The 15,054-nt window shown below is 66.2% G+C and carries 14 protein-coding genes, 1 tRNA gene and 1 pseudogene; 13 read left to right on the forward strand and 3 right to left on the reverse strand.

What is annotated here, in order from left to right:
• Nucleotides 1–22: 22 nt before the first annotated feature.
• The 4 genes from EPAKOI_RS10410 to EPAKOI_RS10425 are packed head-to-tail and all read left to right on the forward strand — an operon-like array spanning nucleotide 23 to nucleotide 3,049.
• Nucleotides 23–1,282 (forward strand): SpoIIE family protein phosphatase, encoded by a 1,260-nt coding sequence (locus EPAKOI_RS10410; RefSeq protein ID WP_313834987.1) that lies wholly within the window; start codon nucleotides 23–25, stop codon nucleotides 1,280–1,282.
• A 30-nt stretch (nucleotides 1,283–1,312) separates the two neighbouring features.
• Nucleotides 1,313–1,885 carry a SiaB family protein kinase gene (locus tag EPAKOI_RS10415; protein WP_124683851.1) on the forward strand — a complete coding sequence of 191 codons (573 nt, stop codon included), beginning with the start codon at nucleotides 1,313–1,315 and terminating at the stop codon, nucleotides 1,883–1,885.
• Between the two features lie 25 nt (nucleotides 1,886–1,910).
• Nucleotides 1,911–2,300, forward strand: coding sequence for a DUF1987 domain-containing protein (locus EPAKOI_RS10420; protein ID WP_124683850.1), 390 nt, complete (start codon nucleotides 1,911–1,913; stop codon nucleotides 2,298–2,300).
• A 32-nt stretch (nucleotides 2,301–2,332) separates the two neighbouring features.
• Nucleotides 2,333–3,049, forward strand: a complete 717-nt coding sequence (locus EPAKOI_RS10425; RefSeq protein WP_124685081.1) for a GGDEF domain-containing protein — start codon at nucleotides 2,333–2,335, stop codon at nucleotides 3,047–3,049.
• A 35-nt stretch (nucleotides 3,050–3,084) separates the two neighbouring features.
• Here the strand turns inward: EPAKOI_RS10425 and EPAKOI_RS10430 are convergent, their stop codons facing one another.
• Nucleotides 3,085–3,219 carry a hypothetical protein gene (locus EPAKOI_RS10430; RefSeq protein ID WP_301337465.1) on the reverse strand — a complete coding sequence of 45 codons (135 nt, stop codon included), beginning with the start codon at nucleotides 3,217–3,219 and terminating at the stop codon, nucleotides 3,085–3,087.
• 256 nt (nucleotides 3,220–3,475) lie between these two features.
• Here EPAKOI_RS10430 and EPAKOI_RS10435 point away from each other — a divergent pair, with 256 nt between their 5' ends.
• The 6 genes and pseudogenes from EPAKOI_RS10435 (at nucleotide 3,476) to EPAKOI_RS10460 (ending at nucleotide 7,303) form a co-directional block, all read left to right on the forward strand.
• Nucleotides 3,476–3,895: a hypothetical protein gene (locus EPAKOI_RS10435; RefSeq protein WP_423192162.1), complete on the forward strand. Its 420-nt coding sequence runs from the start codon at nucleotides 3,476–3,478 to the stop codon at nucleotides 3,893–3,895.
• Nucleotides 3,896–4,321: 426 nt separating this feature from the next.
• Nucleotides 4,322–5,086 (forward strand): hypothetical protein, encoded by a 765-nt coding sequence (locus EPAKOI_RS10440; RefSeq protein ID WP_423192163.1) that lies wholly within the window; start codon nucleotides 4,322–4,324, stop codon nucleotides 5,084–5,086.
• Nucleotides 5,087–5,341: 255 nt separating this feature from the next.
• Nucleotides 5,342–5,432 (forward strand) — tRNA-Ser (locus EPAKOI_RS10445).
• Between the two features lie 205 nt (nucleotides 5,433–5,637).
• Nucleotides 5,638–5,796 (forward strand): annotated as a pseudogene (locus EPAKOI_RS10450) (MFS transporter); the annotation flags it as partial.
• Nucleotides 5,797–5,917: 121 nt separating this feature from the next.
• Nucleotides 5,918–7,111 (forward strand): DUF4382 domain-containing protein, encoded by a 1,194-nt coding sequence (locus EPAKOI_RS10455; RefSeq protein ID WP_313834991.1) that lies wholly within the window; start codon nucleotides 5,918–5,920, stop codon nucleotides 7,109–7,111.
• 36 nt (nucleotides 7,112–7,147) lie between these two features.
• Nucleotides 7,148–7,303: a hypothetical protein gene (locus tag EPAKOI_RS10460; RefSeq protein ID WP_172966044.1), complete on the forward strand. Its 156-nt coding sequence runs from the start codon at nucleotides 7,148–7,150 to the stop codon at nucleotides 7,301–7,303.
• A gap of 143 nt (nucleotides 7,304–7,446) precedes the next feature.
• Here EPAKOI_RS10460 and EPAKOI_RS10465 read toward each other — a convergent pair whose 3' ends face one another.
• Both EPAKOI_RS10465 and acs read right to left on the reverse strand, forming a co-directional pair.
• The gene (locus tag EPAKOI_RS10465; RefSeq protein WP_423192164.1) at nucleotides 7,447–9,498 is read right to left on the reverse strand and encodes a VC_2705 family sodium/solute symporter; all 2,052 of its coding nucleotides are present in this window, start codon (nucleotides 9,496–9,498) and stop codon (nucleotides 7,447–7,449) included.
• Between the two features lie 108 nt (nucleotides 9,499–9,606).
• Nucleotides 9,607–11,589 carry an acetate--CoA ligase gene (gene acs / locus EPAKOI_RS10470; protein WP_423192165.1) on the reverse strand — a complete coding sequence of 661 codons (1,983 nt, stop codon included), beginning with the start codon at nucleotides 11,587–11,589 and terminating at the stop codon, nucleotides 9,607–9,609.
• Between the two features lie 305 nt (nucleotides 11,590–11,894).
• Between acs and EPAKOI_RS10475 the strand changes: the two genes are divergently transcribed.
• From EPAKOI_RS10475 to murI, 3 genes are all read left to right on the forward strand, one after another.
• Nucleotides 11,895–12,458, forward strand: coding sequence for a TIGR00645 family protein (locus EPAKOI_RS10475; protein ID WP_124683844.1), 564 nt, complete (start codon nucleotides 11,895–11,897; stop codon nucleotides 12,456–12,458).
• Nucleotides 12,459–12,611: 153 nt separating this feature from the next.
• A complete protein-coding gene (locus tag EPAKOI_RS10480; RefSeq protein ID WP_423192166.1) occupies nucleotides 12,612–14,135 on the forward strand; it encodes a fumarate hydratase in 1,524 nt (507 codons plus the stop codon).
• A 73-nt stretch (nucleotides 14,136–14,208) separates the two neighbouring features.
• A complete protein-coding gene (murI, locus tag EPAKOI_RS10485) occupies nucleotides 14,209–15,024 on the forward strand; it encodes a glutamate racemase (RefSeq protein ID WP_423192167.1) in 816 nt (271 codons plus the stop codon).
• The last annotated feature ends 30 nt before the right edge of the window (nucleotides 15,025–15,054 follow it).

A 15,054-nucleotide genomic window follows, 5' to 3' on the forward strand; every position in this document is an offset into this window, starting at 1 on the left:
TCCAATTCGTGCTCCTTTCGTCATGTCCGGCATTCTGGTGGATTCTCCCGCTGCCCGTCCGCGGTTCCGGCAGCCCTGCGCAGAGGATCTGGCCGTGGCGACGCCATCGGTCACGACCGACCACACCAACCAGGACGTGCTGGAAGTGTTTGCGCTGCACCGGGACCTGGCCTGCCTGCCCGTGACCGAGCAGGGCCGGCCCATCGGCCTGATCAACCGGTCGATCTTCCTGTCGCAGATGAGCAAGCCGTACCACCGCGAGCTGTACAACCGCAAGAGCTGCATCGCGTTCATGGACAAGGAGCCGCTGGTGGTGGACGCCGAGATGGGCATCGACGCACTGACGTTCCGGACCGTGGAATATGGCGAGAAGGCGCTGGCCGACGGCTTTATCGTGGCGCGCGGCGGGCAGTACATCGGCCTGGGCCAGGGGCTGCAGCTGATGCGCGTGGTGGCCGACATGCAGGCCGAGCGCAACCGCCAGATCATGCAGAGCATCGACTACGCCAGCACGATCCAGCGGGCGATGCTGCGCACGTCGCGCGACACGCTGGCCGCCACGCTGCCCGACGCCGCGCTGGTCTGGGAGCCGCGCGACGTGGTGGGCGGCGACTTCTACCACTTTGCCGCGTTCGCCGACGGCTGGTTCGCCGCGCTGGCCGACTGCACGGGCCACGGCGTGCCGGGCGCGTTCATGACGCTGATTGCATCGTCGCTGCTGACCCAGGCGCTGGAGCAGCAGGGCCCGCGCGACCCCGGCGCACTGCTGATGGCCGTGAACCGCGGCATCAAGCAGATGCTGGGCCAGACCGACCGCGAGGCCGACCAGGAAGCGCGCCGGCTGCCCGGCGCCACCGCGTCCGACGACGGGCTTGACGCCGCGTTCTTCTGGTTCGACAACGCCACGCGCGCGCTGACCTTCGCGGGCGCCAAGTCGTCGCTGTTCGTGCTGCAGCCCGGCGACGCCGACGGCGCCATGGTCAACGGCGCGCGCATGGGCGTGGGCTACGTCGACACCGGCATGGACTACACGTGGCAGAACGCCACGGTGCCCACGCAGCCCGGCACGCTGGTGTTCGTGACCACCGACGGGTTGATCGACCAGATCGGCGGGCCGAAGGAAATCGCGTTCGGCAAGCGCCGCATGCGCGAGGCGATCTGCGCGCGGCGCGACGGCTCGGCCGCCGAGATCGGCGACGCGGTACTGGCGGCCCATCGCGCCTGGCAAGGCGCGCAGCGCCGCCGCGACGACCTGACCTTCTTCTGTTTCCGTGCGCAATGACCCTGCCATTGCACACCTATCCGCTTGACCATGACCGCCGCACAATCGATTGACAAGGAATATGAGCCGTTCTTCGAAATGGCTCGGGAACGCAACGTGATTTTCTACTACGTCGGCTATTTTTCGCAGAACATCATCGCCGCCATGTCCGATGCGGTGCGGCTGCAGCTTACCGTCAGCGGCGTGGACGGCACCACGCGGCGCAAGCTGTTCTCGTCGTTCGTGGAGATGGCGCAGAACATCGTGCACTATTCCTCCGACTCGCTCACGTCGCCGTCGCAGCCCGACGGCCAGCTGCGGCACGGGTCGGTCTGCATCAGCATGGTGGACGAGCACTACCGGCTGATGTGCTCGAACCCGGTGTCGTCGGCCCGCGTGGAACAACTGCGCGGCACGCTGGAGAAGGTGCGGACGATGACGCTGGAAGAGATCAAGCGCGCGTACAAGGAGACGCTGCGCTCGGACGCCCCGGAAGGCAGCAAGGGGGCCGGACTTGGCTTCCTGACGATGGCGCGCGATGCCAGCGCGCCCCTGGAGTACAACTTTCAGCCGATCGACACGGACCCGGTCTCGACGATGTTCCAGCTCGTCGCCACCATCTGACCCTGCCCGATCGCACCGAACCGCCATGGAAAACCTGTTCATCGCCGCCACGCCAAGCTCGCCCGAAGTGAGCTTCGATTTCGCGCGGCACACGCTCTCGCTCAAGGGCGAGTCCTACCCCGAGAACGCCGCCGTGTTCTACGGCGAGGCCCTGGCCCGCCTGCGCGCGTACCTGGCCGACTGCGACGACATGGACATCACCGTCAACGTCGCACTGACCTACTTCAACAGCTCCAGCACCAAGATGCTGTTCAGCATGTTCGACGCGCTCAACGAGGCGGCCGAACGCGGCAACCACGTGACGCTGCACTGGTTCCACGACGAGGACGACGACACGATCCTGGAGTTCGGCCAGGAACTGCACGACGACTTTCCCGCCATCGACTTCATCGACCAGGTCACGACCAGCAGTTGAACGCACCCCGCGACATGCCCCCCGCCGCAGCCATGTCGGAGCCTGACCTGTTCGATTCCGAGAACAGCGCCCTGGCGCATGCCAAGGCCGTGTTCTGCGACGTCGACGCGGGCGAGGAAGCCTATCGGCATACGCTCGGCCAGCTGATCAGCTACTACGAGCGGCTCATGCGCGAGACGCGCCGGCTGATCCGCCGCAGCGACCGCGAAGAGCTGGAGATGAACCGGCTGAACCACCGGCTGCAGGAACTGGCCCAGGAACTGGAGTACCGCGCCACGCACGACACGCTGACCGGCGCGCTGAACCGCGGCGCCGTGATCGACCGCGCCACGGCGGCGCTGGCGCGCGGCAGCCTGGCGCTGATCGTGCTGGACATCGACTATTTCAAGCGGCTCAACGACGATTTCGGCCATCCGGCCGGAGACGCCGTGATCTGCGGCGTCACGGCCTGCCTAAAGGACACGATCCAGGCCGAAGGCGCCATCGGCCGCGTGGGAGGGGAAGAGTTTGCCGCGCTGCTGCCGGGCTTTTCAATCGACGCGGCGATGGACCTGGCCGAGCGCATGCGCCAGGCCATCGAGGACTACCGCTTCCCGCCGCCCGTGAACCGCTCGGTGACGGCGAGCTTTGGCGTGAGCTGGTCGGCCCAGGGCCGCACGTTCGAACACGCCTACGGCCGCGCCGACGAGGCGCTGTACGAAGCCAAGCGCACCGGCCGCAACCGCGTGACCCGCGCCTTGTCGGCATAGGGCCCGGGCCACGGCCGGCGCGCCGGCGCCCGCCGCTACTGGCCGATCTGCCGGACCTTGTCCGGATGCGTGACGTAGTAGGCCAGCACCAGCGACGCCGTGAACGCCATGCCTGCCACGGCGAACGCGATCAACGTGGACGCCGTGAATCCTCCATTTTCCTTCGACATGCGGATCTCCTTAGTGAGTTGGGGGTGGGTGGATGGTACGGGTTGCCCTTGCATGGTAGCCCTCGACGCCGCATTTTGCGAACCGTCTCATAGCCTTGCCCGCCAAACACCCTGACACTGGAAGCCATCCATCGCTCATCCAGAAGGCCTCTCCATGCGCAGACAGCCATCCCCCCGGTCAGGTTCAAGACGATTGCGCCGGTCCGCCGTGACGCAGGGAGAATTCGACGCCAACCTGCACCGCTTCGACGAACGGATGCAACGCCTGTTCGCCCGCAGCGACGAACGGCACCAGGAAAACGTCAGGTCCAACGAACGGCTGCTGGCGGAAATGGACAAGCGGCACGCGGCGCTGCTGGAGAGCTTCCGCGTCATGTTCGACCGGCGGCTGGGGGACTTGAACCAGCGGATGGACGATTTCAAGGCACAGACCAGCGCGGACGTCGACCGCATCCGAGAAGAAATGGGCGAGATGCGCAAGGAGTCGCGGCTGCTGCGATGGAACATCTGGGTGGCGGCCTGCGCCACGGTCATCGGCATCGCCAGCTTTAACTCGGCAACCACCTCGGCAGTGCTCGACGCCTTCGAATCCGGCCGCAACACCGCCGCCGCCATCGCCGAAGCCCGCCACGCCGCCGAACACCACGACGCGCGGGAACGTGAGCGCCCACCGTAGCGCGACCGATCCGGGATCAGGTCAATCAGGGGTCGCCGTGCGCCATCCACGCCCCTCCACCGTAGGGAAGACAGGGAAGATACATTAGCAGACAATCAACCCCAGTCATGATTGACCCCATGACATTTATCCCGGCCCGCTCGCACCCCGCGCAGCGGGCATTTTTTTGTCCTCTGTTTGTCGTTCGAGCCGGCAGGCTGCCCCGTTCTGCCGCCTCCCCTTCGCCGATCGCCGCCTGCTGGAATCAACCAGCCGTGTGTGTCATTGGCAATCTAGTGGAGATTTGACGCAGGTCGCTTCGTCAACGATTCGGCGTTCTCATCGCTTCAGAAACGGCGTAACGTCCGGCGCGCAACTTCTGGCTCGTCCGACGAACTGGATCCTTGCCGATCGACCAGACAGCACACTTCTCCCCGAAATGTATAGATGACTAGACTCTGGACGTGCCTGATCTTCTTGCTGGCGTCTGGCGGCAGTTGGGCCGCCTCGGCAAAGGAGTGCGAGAGCATTCCGCACCCGCAGGCCTTCCGATCGTTGATTACCGATCGGGGGACGGTTTGCTTTGCTATCGAGCCTGTAGAGCCAGACTCGTCGGACGGGATGAGCCGGATCACTTTGTACTACTTGCCCCACGGAGCGCACGCTTTCACGAAATCTCAAGGCTCGGGAATGATGTACGACAGTAGTCCTGGGAGAATCGTCGACGCTTTTGTCGCGGCCGTGGACTCGCACAAGCGAATATTTGTCATTCATGCCCTCGAAGTCAGAAGCTCCCTTGCGGAGCCGAATTCGTCGGGCAATTTTTATTCTGTGGACGTTTTCGAGCCGACCGACGCAGCGCTATTGCGCGATGAGCGTGCTTCGAACTGGTTCGGTGCAGGGTATAGCTGCATTAGCGAGCCAGGGGAAGGACGCTACAAATTTCCGTACCTTTCACGAAACGATGTGTTGCGCGCGTTGGATTCCCCCTTTGCGCCTCTCATGATCCATAAAGTCAACATTCCCGCCAGGCCAAAACAGAAGAGCTTTCTATTCCACTACCCCATGCCCGGCAAGCAAACACAGAAATACCTGACGAGAGGGGACCGGGCCACTGTCACTGAAGTTAGAGAAAGCTGGTGCCGTTTAAGCCATCCTTCGCATAGCACTGCCGATAATATGTGGATTCTCTGCCGACACTTAGGTCAATAACACTCGAACAGCGCATGCGACGTCGAATATGGGTTTCGATGCGCGGCGATCCAGGCTTCCCCTCCAGCGCCTCCACAGTGATGAAGGCGTCCGGGCGCAAGCCCCCGGTGACGGACGGAATGCTCAGCGCCCTCTCGGACGGCGCACCACCGCGCCTCGTCGTCCAGCCCAGCACCTCATCTTGCGCCTGCAGCGCCGTGCTGCAGATCCCCCGCTGGACAGGCGCCGCTGCTCTGCTATAATCGCGGACTTCCCGGAGAGATGGATGAGTGGTTTAAGTCGCACGCCTGGAAAGCGTGTATAGGTTAACAGCCTATCGGGGGTTCGAATCCCCCTCTCTCCGCCAGAATTCAATGCCCGCGCTAGCGGGCATTGTCGTTTCCGGAGAGAAGCAAGCCAACAGTTTGGCCTGCGCGGGGGATGCGAAGGGATTCGCTTGCAAGCGAATATCCGCGGCCTGCGCTTGTGTAGGCGAATCCCCCTCTCTCCGCCAGATTTCAATGCCCGCGCCAGCGGGCATTGTCGTTTCCGGAGAGAAGCAAGCCAACAGTTTGGCGTGGACGGCCCTGCATCCCGCCGGCGCCGCCGCCGCGCTGATCGTCTGGGGGCTGTGCGGATGGGGGCTGATCGTCCCGCAGCAGCAGCGGCTCGTGCAACTGTCGCCGCAGGGCGCGCCGCTGGTGCTGGCGCTGAACAACTCCGCTACCTACAGCCCGACCCCGGCAGTTCTGTTTCATTCCTGTTACTAATGGTTGCAATGGCACCGATGAGAAGTGAAACAGCCGGGCCTATCCTTCGGGCAGCCTCACACACCCGAAGGAGAGAGAAGCCATGAAAACAAGAACCGCACTTAATCTGAGGAAAATATTCGTCGCGTTGCCGGTGCCGTTGCTGGTTGTTGCATGCGGCGGTGGAGACGGCGGCGGGGACCCCGCGCCGGCCAGCGGCACGCTGCATGTGGCGATGACGGACGCGCCGTCCTGCGGCTTCGACCACGTCTACGTCACGGTCAACAAGGTGCGCGTGAACGCCAGCAGCACGGCCGGCGAGAACGATGCGGGCTGGACCGACATCACGCTGCCGTCGCCGCAGAAGGTGGACCTGCTGTCGCTGACCAACGGCGTGCTGTTCGACATCGGCCGCGCCCCGCTGCCGGCCGGCCAGTACCAGCAGGTGCGGCTCGTGCTGAACGCCAACCAGGGCAATACGCTGGCGAACTCGGTGGTGGTGTCCGGCACGACGAACGAACTGCCGCTCGATACCCCGAGCGCCGCGCAAAGCGGGTACAAGATCATCCAGCCGTTCACGGTGCCGGCCAACACGCTGGTCGACCTGATCCTCGACTTCAACGCCTGCAAGTCCATCGTCCAGCGCGGCAATGGCACCTACGGCCTGAAGCCGGTGATCACGGCCACGCCGCTGACGGTCAGCGGCACGATCTCGGGCTACGTGCCCCCGGCCCAGGCCGGCGCGACGGTCTATGCCGAGCAGAACGGCCAGATCATCCGCGGCACGGTGGCCGATGCCAACGGGCAGTTCGTGCTGACGCCGCTGGTGCAGACCAGCACCAATGGCACCTATGACGTCGTCGTGGTCGACAACAGGCTGCCGACCGGCCGCGCCACCGGTATCATCCGCGCCGTGCCGGTCACGGCCAGCGCGACCACCACGGTGTCGACGGCCGCCGCGCCGATCACGCTGCCGACGTCGACCACCAACACGGTGTCGGGCACGGCCACGGCATCGGCGCAGGCGACGGTCCGCGCGTTGCAGTCGATCAGCTCGGTGTCGTACGAGATCGCCTCGACCAACGCCAACCTCGACACGGGCGCTTATTCGCTGGCGCTGCCGGCCGCGGCGCCGCTGGTCGGCACGTACACCCCGACGCTGCCGATCGCGCTGAGCGCGGTGGGCTCGGCCGCCGGCCTGTACTCGGTCCAGGCCACCAGCGCGGCGGGCGCCACGCAGACCACGAGCGTGAACGTGTTCGGCGGCAGCCAGACCGGCGTCAATTTCGGCTTCTAAACCACCAGGAGAAGGGGCTGCGGCCCCTGTCGCACCATGAAATCGCTGATTGCCATCCTCACCCTCGGCGCCACGCTGCTTGGCGGCTGCGCCTACTATCCCGACTACGGTCCCGGCCCGGGCGCCCGCCCGCAAGGCGGCCCGGGCAACAACTACTGCCCGCCGGGACAGGCGAAGAAGGGCAACTGCTGATTGCCGCCGCAAGGGTACAAGGCCGGTCTCGATGACCGGCCTTTTTTTATGGCCGCGTCAGTGCAAATGAGAAACGGCCACTTCATTGCAACCAGTCGTAACCGTCACCTGCGCCAAACGTCCGTATGGATGCGCGCGGCGCCCTACCCCTTGCGCAGGTAGTTGACCAGCCGGTCGATGACCGGCGCGTTGCGCGGCGTGACCAGGCTGACCAGGATGGCCGCCGCAAACCCGGCCGGCACGCCGAAGGCGCCCGATGCAATCGGGTCCACGCCGAACCATCGGTCGCCGAAGATGCCGGTCATGCGGGTGAAGAACGGGTAATTAACAAAGATGTAATAGACCGCCACCCCCAGCCCCGTCGCCATGCCCGCGACGGCGCCCGCCGCCGTGGTGCGGCGCCAGAAGATCGCCAGCACCAGCACCGGGAAGAAGCTGGACGCGGCCAGCGAGAACGCCGCGCCCACCAGGAACAGGATGTTGCCCGGCCGCAGCGACGTGACGTACGACGCAAACAGCGCCACGCCCAGCAGCACCACCTTGGCCGTCGTCACGCGCCGCTGGTGCGACGCCTGCCGGTCGATCATGTGGTAGTAGACGTCGTGCGACAACGCGTTGGCGATCGTCAGCAGCAGCCCGTCCGCCGTGGACAGCGCGGCGGCCAGCGCGCCGGCGGCCACCAGCCCCGATATCACGTACGGCAACCCGGCAATCTCGGGCGCGGCCAGCACGATCATGTCGGGCTGGATCAGGATCTCGGCCCACTGGACGATACCGTCGCCGTTGACGTCGCGGATGCCGAACACCGGCGGATCGACCTTGCGCCACTGCACCACCCACTGCGGCAGTTCCGCGTACGGCGTGCCCACCAGGTGCTGGAAGAACTCGACCTTGACCAGCGCCGCCAGCGTGGGCGCCGACACGTAGAGCAGCGCGATGCAGAACACGGCCCAGGCCACCGAGTTGCGGGTCTCCTTGACCGACGGCGTCGTGTACAGCCGCGTCAGGATGTGCGGCAGGCTCGCCGTGCCGACCATCAGGCAGAACACCAGCAGCACGAAGTTGAGCCGGCGGGTCTTGCGTTCCTGCTCGGACGCGGCCGGGTACGGTTCGGTCGACGGCGTGGCCGGCTGGCTGCGCGCCAGGGCCTCGGCCCGCTGCTGGCTCCACTGCTGCAGCGCGTCGGCGGCGTCCGCCGGAAAGGCCTGCCGCTCGCGCTCCACGGCCTTGATCTCGCGCAGCGGCGCGTTGCGGGCGCGCAGTTCGATCAGCCGGGCATCCAGCACCTGCCGTTCCTCGTTGAACGACGCCGGCAGCCGCGCGATGCGGTCCTGCAGGTCGATGGCCTGCTGCCGGAACAGCGCCCGCACCTGCTGCTCGGCCGGGTCGCGGTCCAGCCGCTTCTCCTCGGCGTCGATCCGCTGCAGCAGGCCGCCATAACCCACCTGCGGCACCACCTGCTGATGGTGCTTCCAGGCAATCAGCGACACCGCCAGCAGGAAGGCGACGATCAGCATGATGTACTGCGCCACCTGGGTCCACGTGACCGCGCGCATGCCGCCCAGGAACGAGCAGACCAGGATGCCGGCCAGCCCGAAGAACACGCCGACCGCAAACTCCACGCCGATGAAGCGCGTGACGATCAGCCCCACGCCCTGGATCTGCGCCACCAGGTAGACGAACGAACACAGCGACGCGGCCAGCACGGCGATGGCCCGCACGGGCAGGTTGCCGCCCGGCTTGCCGTTGCCATAGCGGGCGGCCAGGAAATCTGGAATCGTGTAGCCGCCGTACTTGCGCAGGTACGGCGCCAGCAGGAAGGCCACCAGGCAGTAGCCGCCGGTCCATCCCATCACGTAGGCCAGCCCCTCGTAGCCCGAGGCAAAGATGATGCCGGCCAGGCCGATGAACGACGCCGCGCTCATCCAGTCCGCCGCGATGGCCATGCCGTTGAACATGGCCGGCACGCGGCGGCCGGCCACGTAGTACTCGTTGAGGTCCGACGTGCGGCAGATCAGCCCGATGCAGGCGTAGATCGCGATCGTGACGAACAGGAAGACGTAGCCGAGCCACAGCGCGTCGGCGTTGGAATGTTCAAGCAGCCCCATCATGCCGACGAAGCCGAACAGGCCGAGCGTGAACAGGCCGTAGTACAGCATCAGCCTGCGGCGGAAGCGCGACTGGGTGTCTGGCATCAGGGACAGAGGCAGAGGGGGTCGATCAATGCATTGTGCCCGCGCCGGCGGGCGCCGGGGCGGGCACAACGGGGATCACGCCAGCCGGTAGCGGGCATGAAATGGCGATTACAGGCCCTGCTTCAACTGGTCCAGGATGGCCGGGTTCTCCAGCGTCGAGGTGTCCTGCGTGATTTCCTCGCCCTTGGCCAGCGACCGCAGCAGGCGGCGCATGATCTTGCCCGAGCGCGTCTTGGGCAGGTTGTCGCCAAAGCGGATGTCCTTGGGCTTGGCGATCGGGCCGATCTCCTTGCCCACCCAGTTGCGCAGCTCGGTGGCAATCCTGGCGGCCTCGTCGCCGGTCGGGCGCGAGCGCTTGAGCACCACGAACGCGCAGATCGCCTCGCCCGTGGTGTCGTCGGGGCGGCCCACCACGGCGGCCTCGGCCACGATCGGGTTCGACACCAGCGCCGACTCGATCTCCATCGTGCCCATGCGGTGGCCCGACACGTTCAGCACGTCGTCGATGCGGCCCATGATCGTGAAGTAGCCCGTGTCCTTGTCGCGGATCGAGCCGTCGCCGGCCAGGTACAGCCGGCCGCCCAGTTCGTCGGGAAAGTAGCTCTTCTTGAAGCGCTCCGGGTCGCCCCAGATGGTGCGGATCATCGACGGCCACGGGCGCTTGATCACCAGGATGCCGCCGCTGCCATTGGGCACGTCCTGGCCGGTTTCATCGACGATGGCCGCCATGATGCCCGGCAGCGGCAGCGTGCACGACCCCGGCACCAGCGGCGTGGCGCCCGGCAGCGGCGTGATCACGTGGCCGCCGGTTTCGGTCTGCCAGAACGTGTCGACGATCGGGCAGCGCTCGTTGCCGATGTTCCGGTAGTACCACATCCACGCCTCGGGGTTGATCGGCTCGCCCACGGTGCCCAGCAGGCGCAGGCTCGACAGGTCGTACTGCTTCGGGTGGATCTTCTCGTCGGCCTCGGCGGCCTTGATCAGCGAGCGGATGGCGGTGGGCGCCGTGTAGAAGATGCTGACCTTGTGGCGCTGGATCATCTCCCAGAAGCGTCCCGCGTTCGGGTAGGTGGGCACGCCCTCGAACACCACCTGCGTGGCGCCGGCGGCCAGCGGGCCATAGGCGATGTAGGTGTGGCCGGTGACCCAGCCGATGTCGGCCGTGCACCAGAACATGTCCTCGGGCTTCAGGTCGAAGGTCCAGCGCATGGTCATCAGCGCCCACAGCAGGTAGCCGCCGGTGCTGTGCTGCACGCCCTTGGGCTTGCCCGTGGAGCCGGACGTGTAGAGCACGAACAGCGGATGCTCGGCGTCCACCGGTTCGGCGTCGCACTGGTCGGGCTGGCCGGCCGAGACGTCCTCCATGTAGCGGTCGCGGCCTTCGGTCCAGCCGACCTTGCCGCCGGTGCGGCGATAGACCACCACGTGCTTGACGGCCTCGCAGCCGCCCAGCGCCAGCGCCTCGTCGGCAATGGCCTTGAGCGGCAGCGCCTTGCCGCCGCGCATCTGTTCGTCGGCCGTGATCAGCGCCACGGCGCCCACGTCCACCAGCCGCTCCTGCAGCGACTTGGCCGAAAACCCGCCGAACACCACCGAGTGGGTGGCGCCGATCCGGGCGCAGGCCTGCATCGCCACCACGCCCTCGACGGACATCGGCATGTAGATGACCACGCGGTCGCCTTTCCTGATTCCCAGCGCCTTCAGCCCGTTGGCAAAGCGGCTGACCCTGGCCAGCAGGTCCTTGTAGCTCACGCGCGAGACCGTGCCGTCGTCGGCTTCGAAGACGATGGCGGTCTTGTCGCCATTCCCCTTCTCGATGTTGCGTTCGAGACAGTTGTACGAGGCATTGAGCTGGCCGTCCTCGAACCACTTGTAGAACGGCGCGTTGCTCTCGTCGAGCACCTTCGTGAACGGCTTGTGCCAGTGCAGCAGCTCGCGGGCGTGGCGCGCCCAGAACCCCTCGTAGTCTTTCTCGGCCTCGGCGCACAGGGCGTTGTACGCCTCCATGCTCGGGATCGCGGCGTTCTTCGCGAACGCCTCGGGGGGATTGAAAACGCGATGCTCCTGCATCACCGACTCGATGGCGGACATGGGTTGTCTCCTGTTTGGCTTTGACTGCTTTGCGTGCAAGGTACGCCCGGCGCCTTACGAGGACCTGACGGTCGGACGGGGCCGCGCAGCCGGGGGTCCGGCGTCACGGCCGCGTATCGACGGCGCGCATGCTGCAATGCAACGGCTTCGGTGGGGGCGCGGGAGACTGGGGGCACAAGTGCAGTCGGCTCTACTAAGTTAGCACAGCCACATGCGGCGGACGCAAATACCTGAACGTACGCACGGTACAATCGAGCCCCGTTTCGATTGTCTGGCGACATTTACATCCGTTTCTGGCACCGCCCATGGCCCAATACACTCCGCTACGTCCGATTCCCCGCATCATCTTTGCCTCGCGCTGGCTGCAGCTGCCGCTGTACCTCGGCCTGATCGTCGCGCAGGGCGTCTACGTCTACCACTTCCTGGTCGAGGTCTGGCACCTGCTGTCGCACGTCACCACCTACGACGAGACCAAGATCATGCTGGTGGTGCTGGGGCTGATCGACGTGGTGATGATCTCGAACCTGCTCATCATGGTGATCGTCGGCGGCTACGAGACCTTTGTGTCGCGGCTGGGCATCGACAACCACCCGGACGAGCCCGAGTGGCTGGACCACGTCAATGCCGGCGTGCTCAAGGTCAAGCTGTCGATGGCGCTGATCGGCATCTCGTCGATCCACCTGCTCAAGACCTTCATCGACGCCGAGCAGCGCAGCTCGCACACGATCATGTGGCAGGTCATCATCCACGTGGCATTCCTGGCATCGGCGCTGGCCATGGCCTGGGTGGACCGGATGGTGACCCATCCCCATCCGGCCCCCGGACATGGCGCGCCCGGCACCGATGGTGCGACGCAGCAGGCACACTGACCTTGCCGCCTGCGCCGGGTGATGCTCACGCCACACCCGGCACCCTTCCGAATACCCGACCAAAGCTGTCGACGGCTGTATGCACCGCGTACGGCCGCCCCCGCCACGGTGTATCATCCCGGGCTGTGTTTCACCGCTGCCCTCCCCCACAAAATGACAGTCATCAAGCAAGAAGACCTCATCCAGAGCGTCGCCGACTCGCTGCAGTACATCAGCTATTACCACCCGATGGACTACATCACCAGCCTGGGCCGTGCCTATGAGCTGGAGCAGAGTCCGGCCGCCAAGGATGCGATTGCCCAGATCCTGACGAACAGCCGCATGTGCGCCGAAGGCAAGCGCCCGCTGTGCCAGGACACCGGCATCGTCACGATCTTCGTCAAGGTGGGCATGGACGTGCGCTGGGACGGCGCCACGATGGGCCTGTCGGACATGATCAACGAGGGGGTGCGCCGCGGCTACACGCATCCGGACAACGTGCTGCGCGCGTCGATCGTCAACCCGCCCGAAGGCGCCCGCAAGAACGCCAAGGACAACACGCCGGCCGTGATCCACTACGAGGTGGTGCCGGGCAACACCGTGGACATCCAGGTGGCGGCCAAGGGCGGCGGCTCCGAGAACAAGTCGAAGTTCGTGATGCTGAACCCGTCGGACTCGATCGTCGACTGGGTGCTCAAGACCGTGCCGACGATGGGCGCTGGCTGGTGCCCGCCGGGCATGCTCGGCATCGGCATTGGCGGCACCGCCGAGAAGGCGATGGTGATGGCCAAGGAATCGCTGATGGAACACATCGACATCCAGGACATCATCGCGCGCGGCCCGCGCGACTGGATCGAGGAAATGCGCGTCGAGCTGTTCGAGAAGGTCAACGCGCTCGGCATCGGCGCCCAGGGCCTGGGCGGCCTGGCCACCGTGCTGGACGTCAAGATCATGGCCGCGCCGACGCACGCCGCGTCCAAGCCCGTGGCGATGATCCCGAACTGCGCCGCCACGCGCCACGTCCACTTCACGCTGGACGGCAGCGGCCCGGCCAAGCTGGAAGCGCCGGACCTGAACGCCTGGCCGAAGGTGGAGTGGGCGCCGAACACCGAGACGTCGAAGCGCGTGGACCTGAACACGCTGACGCCCGAGGAAGTGGCTTCGTGGAAGCCGGGCCAGACGCTGCTGCTGAACGGCAAGATGCTGACCGGCCGCGACGCCGCGCACAAGCGCATCGCCGACATGCTGGCCAAGGGCGAGCAGTTGCCGATCGACTTCACGAACCGCGTGATCTACTACGTCGGCCCGGTCGATCCGGTGCGCGACGAGGTGGTCGGCCCGGCCGGCCCCACCACGGCGACCCGCATGGACAAGTTCACCGAGACCATGCTGTCGCAGACCGGCCTGATCGCGATGATCGGCAAGGCCGAGCGCGGCCCGGTGGCGATCGAATCGATCCAGAAGCACAAGTCGGCCTACCTGATGGCCGTGGGCGGCGCCGCCTACCTGGTCTCCAAGGCCATCCGTGGCGCCAAGGTGCTGGCCTTCGAAGACCTGGGCATGGAAGCAATCTACGAGTTCGACGTCAAGGACATGCCGGTGACGGTGGCCGTGGACAGTTCGGGTACCTCGGTCCACAAGACCGGCCCGGCGGAATGGCAGGCCAAGATCGGCAAGATTCCGGTCGCCGCCGCCTGAGCCTGACGTATTTTGCGGTACTGGCCCCTTCCGCCCGGCGGGAGGGGCTTCCTTCCTCTTGGCACGCCTGCCTGTGAATCCCTCCCCCATCGGCGTCTTCGACTCCGGCCTTGGCGGCCTGTCCGTGCTGCGCGAAGTGCGCGCCATGCTGCCACACGAGCCGCTGGTCTATCTGGCCGATTCCCGCTACGCGCCGTACGGCGACAAACCCGAAGCGTTTGTCGAGGCCCGCACGCTCCAGGTCTGCGAATGGCTGGTGGCGCAGGGCTGCAAGGCGCTGGTGATCGCCTGCAACACGGCCACGATGCACGCGGTGCAGACGCTGCGCGAGCGGCTGCCGGTGCCGATCATCGGCGTGGAACCGGGGCTCAAGCCGGCGGCGGCGTCGAGCCGCAGCAAGGTGGTGGGCGTCCTGGCCACGGCCAACACGCTCAAGAGCGCCAAGTTCAACCGGCTGCTGGCCACGCTGGCGCCGGAAAGCCGCTACCTCTGCACGGCCGGCCATGGCCTGGTGGCGCTGATCGAACAGGGCAACGTCTCGGGCCCGGCCATCCGCGAGAAGCTCGACGCCTACCTGACACCGATGCTCGACGCGGGCGCCGACACGCTCGTGCTGGGCTGCACCCACTACCCGTTCCTGTCCGGGACGATCCGCGACATGGTCGGCGACCGCCTGGCGCTGATCGACACCGGGCTGGCCATCGCCCGCCAGCTGGCGCGCAAGCTCGACGAATTCGGCCTGGCGGCCAGTCCCGATGGAGCGCCCGAGATCCGCTATCTGTCGACCAAGGACGCCCGGCACCTGCACGACATGGCCGCCGCGCTGCTGCAGGTGGATGCGCGCGCGGAAACCGTCGCGATCGAACCGGCGCCAGCCATCGGCGCCTGACCGGCGTCACCCCGCAAATATAAGGAAACG

Source organism: Cupriavidus sp. H18C2, assembly GCF_049393795.1.
Lineage (GTDB): Bacteria > Pseudomonadota > Gammaproteobacteria > Burkholderiales > Burkholderiaceae > Cupriavidus > Cupriavidus pauculus_C.

Bases quoted from the DNA above. Each gene is read 5' to 3' on its own strand.
- EPAKOI_RS10440 (WP_423192163.1), top strand. From the start codon at position 4,322: ATGACTAGACTCTGGACGTGCCTGATCTTCTTGCTGGCGTCTGGCGGC.
- EPAKOI_RS10455 (WP_313834991.1), top strand. From the start codon at position 5,918: ATGAAAACAAGAACCGCACTTAATCTGAGGAAAATATTCGTCGCGTTG.
- EPAKOI_RS10465 (WP_423192164.1), bottom strand. From the start codon at position 9,498: ATGCCAGACACCCAGTCGCGCTTCCGCCGCAGGCTGATGCTGTACTAC.
- EPAKOI_RS10460 (WP_172966044.1), top strand. From the start codon at position 7,148: ATGAAATCGCTGATTGCCATCCTCACCCTCGGCGCCACGCTGCTTGGC.
- EPAKOI_RS10475 (WP_124683844.1), top strand. From the start codon at position 11,895: ATGGCCCAATACACTCCGCTACGTCCGATTCCCCGCATCATCTTTGCC.
- EPAKOI_RS10435 (WP_423192162.1), top strand. From the start codon at position 3,476: ATGCAACGCCTGTTCGCCCGCAGCGACGAACGGCACCAGGAAAACGTC.
- EPAKOI_RS10410 (WP_313834987.1), top strand. From the start codon at position 23: ATGTCCGGCATTCTGGTGGATTCTCCCGCTGCCCGTCCGCGGTTCCGG.
- EPAKOI_RS10430 (WP_301337465.1), bottom strand. From the start codon at position 3,219: ATGTCGAAGGAAAATGGAGGATTCACGGCGTCCACGTTGATCGCGTTC.
- acs (WP_423192165.1), bottom strand. From the start codon at position 11,589: ATGTCCGCCATCGAGTCGGTGATGCAGGAGCATCGCGTTTTCAATCCC.
- EPAKOI_RS10480 (WP_423192166.1), top strand. From the start codon at position 12,612: ATGACAGTCATCAAGCAAGAAGACCTCATCCAGAGCGTCGCCGACTCG.
- EPAKOI_RS10425 (WP_124685081.1), top strand. From the start codon at position 2,333: ATGTCGGAGCCTGACCTGTTCGATTCCGAGAACAGCGCCCTGGCGCAT.
- EPAKOI_RS10415 (WP_124683851.1), top strand. From the start codon at position 1,313: ATGACCGCCGCACAATCGATTGACAAGGAATATGAGCCGTTCTTCGAA.
- EPAKOI_RS10420 (WP_124683850.1), top strand. From the start codon at position 1,911: ATGGAAAACCTGTTCATCGCCGCCACGCCAAGCTCGCCCGAAGTGAGC.